This window comes from Paenibacillus mesotrionivorans, from assembly GCF_046098205.1.
In the GTDB taxonomy this organism is placed as follows: Bacteria; Bacillota; Bacilli; order Paenibacillales; family NBRC-103111; genus Paenibacillus_AR; species Paenibacillus_AR mesotrionivorans.
On record NZ_JBJURJ010000001.1, the window covers coordinates 474,361 to 489,751 of the forward strand.

The 15,391-nt window shown below is 53.6% G+C and carries 14 protein-coding genes; all 14 read right to left on the minus strand.

Translation table 11 applies throughout. The features are described from left to right. Positions 1-7: 7 nt before the first annotated feature. The 14 genes from fliI to sucD all read right to left on the minus strand — a co-directional run bounded on the left by fliI (position 8) and on the right by sucD (position 15,377). Complete coding sequence (fliI, locus tag ACI1P1_RS02260; protein ID WP_416214791.1) at positions 8-1,321, minus strand: flagellar protein export ATPase FliI; 1,314 nt, start codon at positions 1,319-1,321, stop codon at positions 8-10. A 2-nt stretch (positions 1,322-1,323) separates the two neighbouring features. After that, on the minus strand, positions 1,324-2,160 hold the full coding sequence (locus ACI1P1_RS02265) for a FliH/SctL family protein (protein ID WP_416214716.1): 837 nt from the start codon (positions 2,158-2,160) through the stop codon (positions 1,324-1,326). Further along, positions 2,153-3,181, minus strand: coding sequence for a flagellar motor switch protein FliG (gene fliG, locus ACI1P1_RS02270; protein ID WP_416214717.1), 1,029 nt, complete (start codon positions 3,179-3,181; stop codon positions 2,153-2,155). Before fliG ends, ACI1P1_RS02265 begins: the two co-directional genes overlap by 8 nt. Before the next feature lie 11 nt (positions 3,182-3,192). Continuing rightward, positions 3,193-4,773, minus strand: a complete 1,581-nt coding sequence (gene fliF / locus ACI1P1_RS02275) for a flagellar basal-body MS-ring/collar protein FliF (protein WP_416214718.1) — start codon at positions 4,771-4,773, stop codon at positions 3,193-3,195. 46 nt (positions 4,774-4,819) lie between these two features. Continuing rightward, a complete protein-coding gene (fliE, locus tag ACI1P1_RS02280; protein ID WP_416214719.1) occupies positions 4,820-5,128 on the minus strand; it encodes a flagellar hook-basal body complex protein FliE in 309 nt (102 codons plus the stop codon). Between the two features lie 18 nt (positions 5,129-5,146). Continuing rightward, on the minus strand, positions 5,147-5,605 hold the full coding sequence (gene flgC / locus ACI1P1_RS02285) for a flagellar basal body rod protein FlgC (RefSeq protein WP_416214792.1): 459 nt from the start codon (positions 5,603-5,605) through the stop codon (positions 5,147-5,149). 2 nt (positions 5,606-5,607) lie between these two features. Beyond that, the gene (flgB, locus tag ACI1P1_RS02290; protein ID WP_416214720.1) at positions 5,608-6,009 is read right to left on the minus strand and encodes a flagellar basal body rod protein FlgB; all 402 of its coding nucleotides are present in this window, start codon (positions 6,007-6,009) and stop codon (positions 5,608-5,610) included. Between the two features lie 245 nt (positions 6,010-6,254). Then, a complete protein-coding gene (codY, locus tag ACI1P1_RS02295; RefSeq protein WP_416214721.1) occupies positions 6,255-7,034 on the minus strand; it encodes a GTP-sensing pleiotropic transcriptional regulator CodY in 780 nt (259 codons plus the stop codon). A gap of 44 nt (positions 7,035-7,078) precedes the next feature. After that, the gene (hslU, locus tag ACI1P1_RS02300) at positions 7,079-8,473 is read right to left on the minus strand and encodes an ATP-dependent protease ATPase subunit HslU (protein ID WP_416214722.1); all 1,395 of its coding nucleotides are present in this window, start codon (positions 8,471-8,473) and stop codon (positions 7,079-7,081) included. Between the two features lie 21 nt (positions 8,474-8,494). Further along, positions 8,495-9,037, minus strand: a complete 543-nt coding sequence (gene hslV / locus ACI1P1_RS02305) for an ATP-dependent protease subunit HslV (RefSeq protein ID WP_416214723.1) — start codon at positions 9,035-9,037, stop codon at positions 8,495-8,497. A 564-nt stretch (positions 9,038-9,601) separates the two neighbouring features. Next, positions 9,602-10,918, minus strand: a complete 1,317-nt coding sequence (gene trmFO, locus ACI1P1_RS02310; RefSeq protein ID WP_416214724.1) for an FADH(2)-oxidizing methylenetetrahydrofolate--tRNA-(uracil(54)-C(5))-methyltransferase TrmFO — start codon at positions 10,916-10,918, stop codon at positions 9,602-9,604. A gap of 162 nt (positions 10,919-11,080) precedes the next feature. Then, positions 11,081-13,186: a type I DNA topoisomerase gene (gene topA, locus ACI1P1_RS02315; RefSeq protein WP_416214725.1), complete on the minus strand. Its 2,106-nt coding sequence runs from the start codon at positions 13,184-13,186 to the stop codon at positions 11,081-11,083. A gap of 42 nt (positions 13,187-13,228) precedes the next feature. Continuing rightward, positions 13,229-14,335 (minus strand): DNA-processing protein DprA, encoded by a 1,107-nt coding sequence (gene dprA / locus ACI1P1_RS02320; protein WP_416214726.1) that lies wholly within the window; start codon positions 14,333-14,335, stop codon positions 13,229-13,231. Positions 14,336-14,444: 109 nt separating this feature from the next. Next, complete coding sequence (gene sucD, locus ACI1P1_RS02325) at positions 14,445-15,377, minus strand: succinate--CoA ligase subunit alpha (protein ID WP_416214727.1); 933 nt, start codon at positions 15,375-15,377, stop codon at positions 14,445-14,447. Positions 15,378-15,391: the final 14 nt, after the last annotated feature.

Here is a 15,391-nt window from a genome sequence, read left to right on the forward strand (position 1 = left end):
CTCTGCCTCAACCTCCGCTGAATTCGGATAACAAACGCTCCTGAACCTCGGTGAATGTCACTTTCTCATCTACTTTTTGCCGGGTGAACTCATTGATGGCCTGTATATATTTCAAGGACATGTCGATTTCCGGGTTGGATCCGCGCTGGTATGCCCCAATATTGATCAGATCTTCCGAATCCTTATATATAGAAAGAAGCTGATTCAGGAATTGGGCGGCCTCCTGATGCTCAGGCGGCACGATTTCCTTCATAACGCGGCTGACGCTGGCCAGAATATCAATGGCCGGGAAATGTCCTTTGTTGGCAAGATTGCGGTTAAGCACGATGTGTCCGTCCAGAATCCCGCGAACGGCATCGGCAATGGGTTCATTCATATCATCACCGTCCACCAGCACCGTGTAGAAAGCGGTAATGGAGCCTTTGGGATTGGTCCCTGAGCGTTCCAGAAGCTTCGGCAGCATGGCGAACACGGATGGGGTATATCCTCTTGTTGCAGGCGGTTCCCCTACAGCCAGCCCAACTTCCCGCTGAGCCATGGCAAAACGTGTAACGGAATCCATCATCAGCATGACGTTTAAACCGCGGTCTCTGAAAAATTCGGCAATGCTGGTGGCAATCAGCGCCCCCTTAATCCGGATCAAAGCCGGCTGGTCGGAGGTAGCCACAATAACAACGGAGCGTGCAAGTCCTTCCGGCCCCAGATCTCTCTCAATAAAATCCAATACCTCCCGACCCCGTTCACCGATTAGGGCAATCACATTGACATCGGCGGCGGTGTTCCGGGCGATCATCCCCATCAAGGTGCTCTTCCCTACGCCTGAGCCGGCGAAAATCCCCACCCGCTGGCCGTTGCCCACTGTAAGCAGCCCGTCTATAGCCCGAATGCCTACGCTGAGGGGCTCCAGCACCCGTGGACGCTTTAACGGATTGCTGGGCATATTGTGGGTGGAATAGTGGGTCATACGGCTGGGGAGAAAGCTTCCGTCCAAGGGCTGTCCGAGGCCGTCGAGGACCTTGCCCAGAAGCTCATAACCAACCTGTACGGAGAGCGGCTTGCCGGTGCCCACCACTTCACAGCCCGGCCCGACGGAATGCAGGTCACCGAGGGGCATCAAAATCACTTTGTTGTCCCGGAAGCCCACAACCTCCGCTTTCAACGGCTTGGTGGACTTATAGGGATAGATATAGCAGACATCGCCTACGCTGGCGTCGGGACCTTCGGACTCAACCGTCAACCCGATAACCTGGGTTACCTTGCCGTTCACCAGCACAGGGTCGATATGACGAAGGTGTTCGATATAACGCGAAGCCTGGGGCATGTTCATGCTTCCTCTTCTCCCTCCGCCATTTCCATGGACAATTGCTGCAGCGCAAGCTTGATTTCCTTTAATTGTGTGTCCACACGGGCATCAATGCTGCCGAAGGCGGTGCGGACCACACATCCGTAATCATCAATGGTGGAATCGGGAAGAATCTCCAGCTCCGCTTGGGAATCCACGGACAGCTTCAGCTCATCCCGGGCGTCCCGGATATAGGCGAACTGCTTAGGGCTTACGCAAAGGGTAATGGTTCCTTTTTCCCTTTTGCGGGCCAGCACCCCCTTAGTCATTTCAATGACCCATTGGGGATTCACGCTCAGCTCCTGCTGGATGATCTTGCCTGCAATGGCAGTCGCCAGCTCCACCAGGAAAGGTTCGGATTCCTGGATGATCTGCCGCTTCAGCTCGTACGCCTGCTCCAGTACAGTACGGGCATCACCGAGAAGCTGGTCATATTGCTCCAGCACCTTAACCTCGGCCTGCTCCTGTCCCTCCTGGAACCCTTGCGCGAATCCGCCCTGCCGTGCTTCCTCCATGGCCTGCCGGTCCTGGCCGCGGCGCTCTTCCCACCAGCCTTCAATTTCCTGCTGGGCGGAAGCCCGAAGCTCCTCTGCATCCTCCAAGGCCTGGCGGATCTGCTCCTCGGCTACATTCTCCGCATCCAGCAGAATGCGGTCCTTCATCTGAAGCAACTGCCGGAGCTCCGCCTCTTCCTCATCAGTAACAGGCTGGGCCTGGGTTTCATGCTGCATATGATGGGGTAAAGGAAAAGGTGAAACATTTATTTCCTTTCGATCGTCTAAGGTAATGTAGTATTGAGGCTTGATGACTCTAGACAATCACATCATCTCCCCCGCCGCGGGCGATAATAATCTCGCCGGATTCCTCAAGACGGCGAATGGTGGATACAATACGGCTTTGGGCCTCTTCCACATCACGCAGCCGGACAGGTCCCATGTATTCCATTTCTTCCTTGAAGGTCTCCGCCATCCGTTTGGACATATTGCGGAAGATGGATTCCCGTACTTCCTCGCTGGCAACCTTGAGAGCCAGTTGGAGGTCGGCATTCTCCAGATCCCGTATAATGCGCTGAATGGAACGGTTGTCGATATTGACGATGTCTTCGAATACGAACATCCGCTTCTTGATTTCCTCGGCCAGCTCCGGATCCTGAATTTCCAGGGCATCCAGAATGGTACGTTCCGTACCGCGGTCGACCCCATTGAGGATTTGCACAATGGATTCGATACCGCCTGCGGAGGTGTAGTCCTGGGTAACCGTAGCGGAGAGCTTCTGCTCAAGTACACGCTCCACCTGAGCCACCACCTCCGGAGAGGTGCTGTCCATCAGGGCAATCCGCTTGGCCACATCCGCCTGCTTATCCTCAGGCAGCGCGGAGAGAATCATGGAAGCCTGCTGGGCCTGCAGGTAAGACAGCACCAGCGCGATGGTTTGGGTATTCTCGTTCTGGATAAAGTTAAGAATTTGCGACGGGTCCGCCTTCCGGGCAAAGTCAAAGGGACGAACCTGCAGGGTTGCCGTCAGCTTGTTGATAATATCGATGGCCTTCTGGTTGCCCAGCGCCTTCTCCAGGATCTCCTTGGCATAAGCGATACCGCCCTGGGAGATGAATTCCTGGGCCATGCAGATTTGATGGAATTCCGCCAGAATGGCGTCCTTTTCTCCTGAGTCCACCTTGCGGACATTGGCGATTTCCAAGGTCAGCTGTTCGATTTCGTCATCCCGGAGATGCTTGAAGATTTGAGCGGAAACCTCCGGACCCAGACTGATCAGCAGAATAGCAGCCTTTTGCCGGCCTGTAAGAACTGGAGCCTGAAAAGCCCCTTTCGCTGCTGCCATTGCACACCCCTCTATTCATCTACAAGCCAGGTGCGAAGAAGATTAACGAACTCTTCCGGTTTTTTCTTCGCCAATTGCTCAAGCTGCTTCCTGGCCTGATTTTCATTAGTAAGATTGTCAAGATCAATGCTCGGGAACTCAGCCTTGGCATTGGAGTTTTGGGCCATAACTGCCGCTTCTTCCTCCATCGCCGCCAATTCTCTGGATTTGCGTCTGCGCGAGGCCACCACGAAGCCGCCCACTGCCGCCAATGCTGCTGCGGCTGCGCCGATTCCACCATACAGAAGCCAATTGGTGCCTCCCGCGGTTTGTGCTCCGGGTGCAGTTTCTGCAAAGGTTTCATCAAACACGGTTACCTTGCCTGCCAGTTCCTCATTGGTATAGGTCCGGCCGTTATTGGCCAAAGAAGTGGCTACCAGACTGGTCAACATCCGCTGGATGGCGGTTTTGGTGGCGTCGGTCAAATTGGCGTTCCGGTTGATCCCAACGCTGATCATCAAATCGTTGACAAAAAACGGTTGGGATTCAATAACCTCTTTGATCCGGTTAAATTCATAATTGTAGGTCCGGTTGGATTCCTCCGACGTACCGCTGCCGGCGTTGGTGCCTGACGGATAAGTGGGAACATCGGTTTCGCCTGTACCGGCTACGCCTCCGTTGGACGCTCCTGTTGAGGATTTTTCATTCACATTGGAGCTGACCACAATGCCGTTTTCCCCGTTAACCGGCGTAACCAGATCATTGTTTTGCGTCTTCTTATCGTAATTAAAGGTAGCTACCACCATCGGCATCACATTGTTGGCTCCCGCTATGGAACCAAGCTGGCGGGTAATCTCCTTACGCAGGTCCTGCTCGAAGTCCTTCTTGATCTGGAACTGCTGCGCCGCCGCATTGGTTGCCCCAACCTGTCCTGCAGACGTTTTGGAATATGGGAGCAAATCCCCGTTCTGATCGGAGATGGTGATATTCTCCACCGTCAAATTCGGGACACTTTTCGACACCAATTGATACATTGTGTCGATTTTTAATTGATCGAGGACGTAGCCGGGCTTCGTATTTACCATAATCGACGCTGTAGGCGGTTGGTTCTGGCGAAGGAATACGCCGTCATCCTGGCGGGTAATCAGCACCTTGGAGCCTGCGATGGCCACATTGGTGTTAATCAGCTGCTCCAGCTCTCCTTGGAGAGCCTCCATCTCCATGATTCGGGTCTGGGCATCGGTTTTGCCGAAGATGCTGTTTTCCCGGAAGACACCCCATCCGATAGAGCCGCTTTTGGTTAATCCTTGGCCGACGATATCCACCTTCACTTGGGACACCATTTTGCGGGGAACTCCGATGCTCTTGCCGTCCTCGCTCATTTTGTAGGGGATCGTGTTGTCCTTCAGGTACTTGGTAATGGATGCCGCGTCATTAGGCTGCAAATCCGTAAAGGCCGTTGCATATTCAATTTTGGAGTTGTTGTAAACAAACAGGACAATCGTCAGGATCATCGCTATAAAAATGCCGACAATCATAAGTTTAGAAGTTTTGTTGAATCGATTCCAATATTGCTTCACATTCGTCCAATATTGGAGCAATCTTTCATTCACGTATTTCACCTCGTCCGCCAGCACGTATGTCAATCATACGTTAGGATCAAATTTGCGTTCTCATGATGTCCTGATAAGCCTCAATCACCTTATTGCGGACCTGGACGGTAAGCTCCAGTCCCAAGGACAGCCTTTCCGCATTGATCGTCAGCTGATGGGCATCTACCCCTTCGCCGCGGACAAATTGATCATTCAGTATTTCCACATTCTTTTCCTGGGCCGATAATTGGCCAATAGCCTGATTTAGCATATCCCCGAAGGATTTCCCCAGGTCAGCAGCTCCCGCCGATGCTTTGGCATCCGTCTGTATCGGCTTCAACAAGGAGGCTGGCTGGATTCCTATTTTCTCGATCATCTGTAGTTACCCCCTAATTTATTTGCCGATTTCAAGAGCTTTTGTAATCATTGCCTTGGCTGCATTCAGCGCAGTGACATTGGCCTCATAGGACCGGGTCGCAGACATCATGTCCACCATTTCCTTCAGCGGATCCACATTGGGCATCAGCACAAAACCGTTCTCATCCGCATCCGGGTGGGTGGGGTTGTATACTTGCTTGAAGGGGGCAGTATCATCGGAAATCTTGCTTACCTTGACCCCGCCTCCGGATGAAGCCTTCGTTGTGCCCATGGCACCGGACAGCACCTGGGAAAATGTAGCGCCCTGCTTTTCCTCCAGGGAGACCACTTTCCGGCTGTATGGTACCCATTTGCCGTCTACCAGCTTGCCCCGCGTTGTATCCGCGTTAGCCATATTAGAGGCGATTACGTCCATTCTGAGCCGCTGGGCGGTAAGTGCAGAGCTGCTGATATCAAACCCGTTGGTCAGCTTCATCATTATCTCCCTCCAATTACAGTCCGGATATTGCGGATATCGTGAGTTACTTGCTGGGCTACCACATTATAGCGGAGCTGATTTTTGGCTACGAGGGACATTTCGGCATCGATATCTACATTATTTAAATTATTGTTCATAACCGAATTGTTGTCCACGACAATTTTCGACTCCACCGCAGATGTTCCGCCTCCAATAGGAATATGCTTGGGATGGGTCCGTCTGCCTGTGAGGGTTTTGGAATTCATCTGCTGGCTGAGCAGCTCCTCGAACACCACATCCGAACGCTTAAAGTTAGGCGTATCCACATTGGCGATATTATTGGCAGATACAGTCTGCCTCAGGACGGCCGCATCCAAGGTGCGTTCCAACCGGTTAAAACTTGCTGATTGCAGGATATTCATTATGGGATTCAACCTCCGGCCACAGATTACCGTTACTTATTCAACAGCTTTCTTTCATTCTCCTCTTTTTTTCGACAATAAAATTATTTTAAATTTTCGCTAATGCTGTCATATCATGGAGTCTGGAGAAGATTCGACATCATAAATCATGCAAAAAAATGGCAAAATATACAATATGAAAAAAGCCCTATCTTTAGAAAGATAGGACTTTATAATCTAAAACCTAATATAAATCTAACACGAATTTAGGCCTGCCGCTTTTCGAGCTCTTGAACCAGCTGGTCATTGAGAATTTTAATGTAGGTTCCCTTCATGCCCAGGGACCGTGTTTCGATGACACCGGCGCTTTCCAGCTTGCGCAGCGCATTCACGATCACAGAGCGGGTAATCCCCACCCGGTCAGCGATTTTGCTGGCTACCAGCAGACCCTCTTTGCTTTTCAGCTCCTCAAAAATGTGCTCCACGGCCTCTAATTCACTGTACGAAAGGGAGCCTACCGCCACCTGTACGATGGTTTTCCGGCGGGCTTCGATCTCGCTTTCCTCTGCGCGCTCACGCAGAATTTCCATACCCACCACCGTGGCTCCGTACTCAGCCAGAATCAGATCATCCTCGCCAAACGGGTCTTCCGTCCTGGCCAACACCAGGGAACCAAGCCGGTCCCCGCCTCCCATTATTGGGATAATGGTCAGGTAATGCTGCTCGAACAGGCTTTGCAGTTGGTTGGTCACCTGGACATACGGATTCTCCGGATCGAGGTTGGAAACAGTTTCCTCCACCTTCAAAAGAAGCTGGTTTTGCTCGGGAGTGAGTCTTTTGTCCTGAAACAGGACCCGGTTTGTTTCCAATGAAACCAACATTCCGGAGGCTGCACAGCCCAGAATTTTTCCCTTGCGGCTGATGACATACACACTGGCTGCCATAGCATCCCGCAAAACCTCCGTCATTTCCATAAACGACAAGGCTTTGCCTGCCGCCCTTTGCAGCAGCCGATTCAGCCGTCTTGTCTTCGAAAGCAATTGCATTTCTCAAATCCCCCTATTTTCACTCAACAATTCCCCGCGATTTATTAAAGAATATATTGGCTCAAATCACGGTTCCGGGCAATATCCGACAGCTTCTCCCGGACATATTCCGGCGTCACCTGGAACGCCTCCAACTGAAGATCCGGCGCTTCGAAGGACAGATCCTCCAGAAGCTTCTCCAGAATGGTATGGAGCCGCCGCGCACCGATATTTTCCGTTTGCTGGTTTACTTCCACCGCAATTTGCGCCAGCTCGTCAATGGCTTGGTCCGTAAAGGTAATCGTTATACCCTCTGTTTCCAGAAGAGCAGTATACTGCTTGGTCAACGCGTTCTGCGGCTCCTTCAAAATCCGCACAAAATCTTCATGGTTCAGACTGCCTAGCTCCACCCGGATGGGAAAACGCCCTTGAAGCTCGGGAATCAAGTCGGAAGGTTTGGCAATATGGAATGCGCCTGCCGCAATAAACAGGACATAATCCGTTTTTACTGGACCGTATTTGGTCATAACCGTAGAACCTTCTACTATAGGAAGAATATCACGCTGCACCCCTTCCCGGGATACATCGGGACCGCTGCCCTTGCCGGTGCTGGCAACCTTGTCGATTTCGTCGATAAAAATAATGCCCGACTGCTCTGCCCGCTGCACGGATTCGGAAATCACCTCATCCATGTCCATCAGCTTCTGGGCTTCCTGCTGGATCAGCACCTTGCGCGCCTCTCTTACGGGAAGACGGCGCTTCTTGGTTTTCTTGGGCATCAGGCTGCTGAACATCTCCTGCATATTCATGCCCATCTGATCATTGCCCTGGCCGCCCAGAATGTCCATCATGGATGGGGTATGATCCTCTACCTCAATCTCAATTTGTTCATTCTCAAGCTCTCCCCGGGCCAGCTTCTCCCGCACGGCGGCACGACCGGCGGTAACACCGGAATCCGGCTCCTCTTGCTCCCGCTCAGGCTCCTTCTGGCCGCCGAAAAGCATCTCCAGCGGATTGCGTCCGGACTTGTTCTTGTTGGCGCCAGGCACCAGAAACTGGACAATCCGCTCCTCTGCCAGCTTGCCTGCGCGATCCTTCAGAGCTTCTGTTTTTTCGGCTTTCACCATACGGATGGCTGTCTCCACCAGATCCCGGACCATGGATTCCACATCCCGGCCCACGTAACCCACTTCGGTAAACTTGGTGGCTTCCACCTTTACGAAGGGTGCATTCACCAGCTTCGCCAGCCGGCGGGCAATTTCCGTTTTTCCCACACCGGTGGGGCCGATCATCAGAATATTCTTGGGGATGATCTCATCGCGCATCACATCCTGGAGCAGGGTTCTCCGGTAACGGTTGCGGAGGGCGACGGCGACGGATTTCTTGGCCTGCTTCTGGCCGACGATATATCTATCCAATTCGGAAACAATTTCTCTAGGGGTAAGCGCGGAGCCTTTCATGATCCATCCCTCCATCCGTTTCTACAATACTTCTTCGACAATAATGTTGTGGTTGGTGAACACGCAGATATCCGCCGCAATCTCCAAGGAAGCCTTGGCGATGTCACGGGCTTCCATGTGTCCGGCATGGGCCTTCAGTGCTCTCCCGGCAGCCAAGGCAAAATTGCCTCCAGAGCCGATGGCCAGAATGCCGTCGTCCGGCTCGATAATTTCGCCGTTGCCGGAAATCAGGAGGAGATCCTTCTTGTCCATTACGATCATCATCGCTTCCAAACGGCGCAGAACGCGGTCCGAACGCCAGTCCTTGGCCAGCTCCACTGCCGCACGCTGCAGATTTCCCTGGTGCTCCTCCAGCTTGCCTTCAAACTTCTCAAACAGCGTAATGGCATCCGCTACCGAGCCGGCAAAACCGGCTGCGACTTGGCCGCGGTACAGACGGCGCACCTTCTTGGCCGTATTCTTCATCACCATACTGTTGCCGAAGGTGACTTGACCGTCACCGGCAATAGCGCCTTTATTGTTATGCCGGATCGCAAAAATTGTAGTTGCGTGAAACTCACCCATGAAAATCCCTCCTGAGGGCTTTGCGTCAGCAAAGCCTACTTCGAAAGCGTCTGCCGGGCCTCGCCCATTCTAACGGACACAAAAGCCGTTATCCGCTCCTAAACGGCTTATTTCCCAAGCTAACGGAACCCACAGCCCTTATTTAGCAAAATAAGGCCGATTTCGCCTCCATCCAACTACAATAAGCGCGCTCACTTCCGTTAGTTTTCAGAACGGGCCCAAAACAACTAAATAACGTCGCTCACTTCCGTTAGAATTCCTTTTGGCCCAAAGTCTTCGCTCATAATCAAAACGCGACTTTTTCGTACACAGTCCCTGTCCCGGTATTCCATCCATGGTCATTCCCATTCGACGAGAAACATGTCCGGCGCGGCAAAACCCCGGGAGGGCCTTCAAGCCGGCGCCATCCGCGGGGTGTCCAGGTACATGGTTTGACGAGATACACCGGAAGGCCCAAATGCGGCCTAGGCCGTGTTACAGACACGTTCTGCCGGCAACCTTCGAATGGTTAATAAGCGCAATACGATTATAGTAACACAGCACATGAACGGCATACAAGGGACATCACTGCAAATTGCCCACAAAATTCTGAATTGTTTGAAGGGCACGCTCTGCCAGTTTTTCGTACTTCAGCTTTTTATTCTTAATTCGTTCCTCCAGAGGCGGCAGCAGCCCGAAATTGGCGTTCATCGGTTGGAAATGGCCCGACTCGGTAGAGACGATATAATGGGCCATACTGCCGATGGAGGTTTCTGCCGGCAGCACCAGCGGCTCCTGACCGTGCCACAGCCTTGCGGCGTTCAGACCGGCAGCCAGGCCGGAGGCGGCAGACTCTACATACCCTTCTACTCCTGTCATTTGACCGGCGAAGAACAGGTTGGGCCGTGATTTGAACTGATAGGTGGGCGATAGCAGCCGGGGGGAATTAATGAAGGTGTTGCGGTGCATCACACCGTAACGGACAAACTCCGCCTGCTCCAGTCCGGGAATCAGGGAGAAAACCCGCTTTTGCTCACCCCACTTCAGATGGGTCTGGAAGCCTACCAGATTGAACAGCGTCCCTGCCGCGTTATCCTGGCGAAGCTGCACAACCGCATGGGGGAGCTTGCCGGTATGGGGATTGATCAGGCCCACAGGCTTCATGGGACCAAACAGGACGGTCTGACGCCCGCGTTTGGCCATCACCTCGATGGGCATGCAGCCCTCGAAATAAATCTCCTTCTCGAAGGCCTTTACCGGTGCAGCCTCCGCTTGAATCAGCTCATCGTAGAAGCGGTTGAACTCCTCCTCGGTCATCGGGCAGTTCAGGTAAGCCGCCTCCCCCTTATCGTACCGGGAAGCCAGATACACCTTGTCCATGTCTACGGAATCCTTCTCCACAATAGGAGCCGCCGCGTCATAGAAATACAGGTACTCCTCTCCTGTCAGCGCCTTCAGGCTCTCCGACAGCGCTGGGGACGTCAAGGGCCCGGAGGCAACAATGACGATTCCGTCAGCCGGGATGTCCCGAAGCTCTTCATTACGCACCTCCACCAGAGGATGGCTGCGGAGTGCTTCCGTAACACCGCCGGAAAAACCATCACGGTCAACCGCCAAGGCGCCGCCGGCAGGTACGGCATGTTTGTCCGCTTCGCGTATAATAAGCGAACCTAACGTACGCATTTCTTCCTTCAATAGACCTACCGCATTGGTCAGACCGTTAGCCCGCAGAGAATTGCTGCAGACCAGCTCCGCGAATTGATCTGTAATATGTGCCGGCGTTTTCTCCACCGGTCTCATTTCGTAAAGGATTACCGGCACACCGCGGCTGACCAGCTGCCAAGCGGCTTCGCTGCCCGCCAATCCGGCTCCGATAACAATAACAGGCTGTTGTTGAGTCACAGTGAATCCTTCCCCCATTGCTTATTATTGCGTTACATTTAATTGTAAATTGGGCACAAAACAAAGTCCGGCAGACCGCATCGAGAGCAGTCTGCCGTTTAAGCATACCATCATTAATAGAAGCACGCCATCTGACCGTGTAGAGACTGCCTATGCAGCTCCTTAATCCTCGAAATCCGCAGCTTCCTCCTCAGGCTCCTCTTTGTAGTCACATTTGGAGCACTGGATAACCGTACCACTGCGGTTGGTTTTAGTAATCAGCATCTGGCCGCATTCCGGACAATTCCGTCCCACCGGACGGTCCCAGGATACGAAATCGCAATCGGGATACCGGTCACAACCGAAGAACACTCTGCCCTTCTTGCTGCGCCGCTCCACAATGTTGCCTGTATTGCAGGAGGGACAAACCACTCCGGTACCCTTGATAATCGGCTTGGTGTTACGGCAGTCCGGGAAGCCCGAGCAGGCCAGGAATTTGCCAAACCGGCCCATTTTGTAAACCAAGTGGCGTCCGCATTTCTCGCAGAGCTCGTCGGAGACCTCATCCTGGATTTCGATTTCCTTCATTTCCTCTTCGGCGACCTCCAGCCGCTTTTCGAAGGATTTGTAGAAACCGTTTAATACCTTGACCCAGTCTTCCCGGCCTTCTTCCACATGATCCAGCTCTTCTTCCATCTGGGCCGTAAAGCCCACATCCAGAATTTCCGGAAAGAATTCCTCCATCAATTCATTTACCAATTCCCCAATCTCCGTAGGGATAAAGCGCTTTTCCTCCAGAGCCACATAGCCCCGTTTCTGGATGGTCTCGAGAATCGGCGCATAGGTGCTGGGACGGCCGATGCCCATTTCCTCCAGCGCACGTACAAGACGGGCTTCGGAGTAACGCGGTGGCGGCTGAGTGAAATGCTGCTTAGGCTCCACTGCCTCACGCTTCAGCACATTGTCCTTAGCCAGCGGCGGCAGGAACTTTTCCTCATCGCCGGCAGGAGCTTCCTCGTCGCTGCTTTCCACATACACCTTCATGAAGCCGGGGAACTTCACCTTGGAGCCGACGGCACGGAACATGGAGGCTCCTGCAAGAATATCCACAGTCATGGTATCCATCACTGCCGAGGACATTTGGCTGGCGACGAAACGCTCCCAAATCAGCTTATACAGCCGGTATTGGTCGCGGCTTAAGAATCCCTTGACTTCCTCAGGTGTCCGCAGCACTGAGCTGGGCCGGATGCCTTCATGGGCGTCCTGGGCGTTAGCGGCTTTTTTGATATATTGCCGAGGTGTTTCCGGATAATAGGCTTCGCCGTATTTTTCCACAATGAAGCCCTTGGCTTCCTCCTGCGCCACCGGGGAAATCCGGGTGGAGTCCGTACGCATGTAGGTGATGAGGCCGACAATTCCCTCTTTGCCCAAATCGATGCCCTCGTACAGCTGCTGGGCCACGGACATGGTTTTGGATGCGCGGAAATTCAGTTTTCTGGCGGCCTCCTGCTGCATCGTACTGGTAATAAAGGGGGCGGAGGGATTGCGGCTCCGTTCCTTCTCCTTCACCTCGGATACGATGAAGTCAGCACCCTCCAGACCCTGGAGAATAGCCTGGACCTCAGCCTCCGTATGCAGCTCCTGTTTTTGTCCGCCCGTGCCATAAAACTTGGCTTCAAAGGTATTGGACCCGGACTTGAGCTGAACGGTGATGCTCCAGTATTCTTCCGGGATAAAGGCCTTAATTTCGTCTTCCCGGTCATTGATCAGCTTCACCGCAACGGATTGTACACGGCCTGCGGAGAGGCCTTTCTTCACCTTTTTCCAGAGCAGCGGACTGATTTTGTAGCCAACCAGCCGGTCCAGAATACGTCTGGCCTGCTGGGCGTTAACCAGGTCCTTATTGATGGGCCGTGGCGTCTTAAAGGCATCCTTCACAGCCTGCTTCGTAATTTCATTAAATACTACTCGGCATTCTTCCGTATCATCCAGATCCAGATAATGGGCCAGATGCCAGGCAATCGCTTCCCCTTCGCGGTCAGGGTCAGCCGCCAGATAGACTTTTTTCACTTTTTTGCGGGCATCCTTCAATTCCTTGAGGATATCCCCCTTGCCGCGGATGGTAATATATTTGGGTTCAAAATTGTTGTCAAACTCGACGCCCATTTGGCTCTTCGGAAGGTCACGGACATGGCCCATAGAGGCCTTCACGATATATTTGCTGCCTAGGTATTTGCCGATGGTTTTGGCTTTGGCGGGCGATTCCACAATAACTAGAGAGTCTGCCATTTGCCTTCCTCCCCCCTGGATACTCGATGTATCCTGTTGGACTTAAGATAGAAGCATATATAACGAGCCCGGAAGTTGCCCGATCCTCTTCTTCAACTGTAAAGATAACAGAATTGAATGCAAATGTCCAAAATTTGTTTGCAAGCGCTCTATCAGCTCGTCGATGGATGCGGGGCCATCCGCCAAAACCGCAGCCACCCGCTCCTCTTCGGCAGTGAGTACAGGAAGGTATTCTCTAGTGTACGCCATCGTCTTCAGGCTATTCCGGCCCATGTCCGGCAGGTGCCCGAATTCTTTCAGTATATCCGCCGCGGAGGTGACCAGCTTAGCTCCGTCTTCACGGATCAAATCATGGGTGCCCCTGCTTTTGGGAGACGTGACCTGGCCGGGGACGGCAAACACCTCCCGAAATTCCCCCTCCGCATATTTGGCGGTGATCAGAGAGCCGCTCCTGGCCGCCGCCTCCACCACCACCGTCCCCAGGGTCAACCCGGCGATAATCCGGTTGCGTTGGGGGAACAGCCCCTGTGCTGCCTGTGTGCCGGGGGGATATTCCGACAGCACCAAACCCTGCTCGGCGACTTTCCGGTAAAGCAGGGTATGCTCCCGGGGATAAATCACATCAATGCCGCAGCCCAAAACAGCGATAGTGCTCCCCTCCTCCTTCAGCGCACCCTCATGTGCTTCCCCGTCGATGCCTCTGGCCAGGCCGCTGACCACACAGACGTCGGAGCACGACAGCTCCTCCGCCATCCGGGAGGCGATTCTTTTGCCGTATACTGTAGGGGTGCGGGTGCCTACCATGGCGATAGCGTACTTCTTCAATAGCTCCCGCCGCCCGATGGTATAGATCACCCACGGGGGTGCTGCCGTCTCATTCAGGAGCGGGGGATACTCCTCATCCCCCCGGGCGATAGGTACAACCACAGAATCGGCATACGCCTCCTCCATCCGGTTCAGATAGTCCCGGGACAAACCTCTGGACAAGAGCTCCGCCTTTCCAGGCGCCAACCGCAGCGCAGCCAACTGTCCGGGGGTAAGCCCGGCCAGCTCCTCCAGGTCCGGAAAATAGTCCGTAAGCCGCTGGATGGTTTTCCAGCCGATCCCTTCCATTTCGTGCAAGGCCACAAGTACATGATGATGATTCATAGAGTTTCGGTCTCCTTTAATAGAATAAGATGGGGTAAAAATAAAAAAGCCCTCCGAGATCCGCGCGTTACGCGAATCATCGGAAGGCTGCTTGCCTATCCGTACATAATTATGAGCTGGTGACACAATGCTGGAGAATGCCCTTGTCTTCCAGAACAGCGACAAGTGTAGCCCCCATCTCCGCAGGAGTAGGTGCAACGCGGATGCCGCAGCGCTCCATCACCGCCACCTTCTCCGCTGCCGTGCCTTTGCCTCCGGAGATGATCGCTCCGGCATGACCCATACGTTTGCCTGCGGGAGCGGTCTGGCCGCCGATAAAGCCCACCACCGGCTTGGTCATATTGGCGGCCACCCACTCCGCCGCTTCCTCCTCGGCGGTACCGCCGATTTCACCGATCATAATCACGGCATGGGTATCCGGATCTTCATTAAATAGCTTGAGAATATCGATAAACTCGGAGCCCTTTACCGGATCGCCGCCAATGCCCACTGCACTGGATTGCCCGATGCCCCGGGTAGTCAGCTGATGGACCGCCTCATAGGTCAGAGTCCCGCTGCGGGAAACCACTCCTACATGGCCGGGCATATGGATATATCCGGGCATAATGCCGATTTTGCACTCTCCGGGCGTGATGACCCCCGGACAGTTGGGGCCGATCAGCCGGGTGCGTTTGCCTTCCATGAACCGTTTCACACGGACCATATCCAGCACCGGAATTCCCTCCGTTATGCAGATGCATAAATCCAGGTCTGCGTCCACCGCCTCCATGATGGCATCCGCCGCGAATGCGGGGGGTACATAAATCACCGAAGCATTGGCGCCTGTGGCTTCCTTGGCCTCGCTCACCGTATTATACACCGGAAGCTGGACCGTTGTCCCATTTTCCAAGGAAAAATCCACCTGCAGCCCGCCTTTGCCCGGAACCGCCCCGGCCACCATCTGGGTTCCGTACTCCAGACCGCCCTTGGTATGAAACATGCCTGTGGTCCCTGTCATGTTCTGCGTGATTACCTTGGTATGCCTGTTCACCAGAATACTCATAATAACCGCCCTCC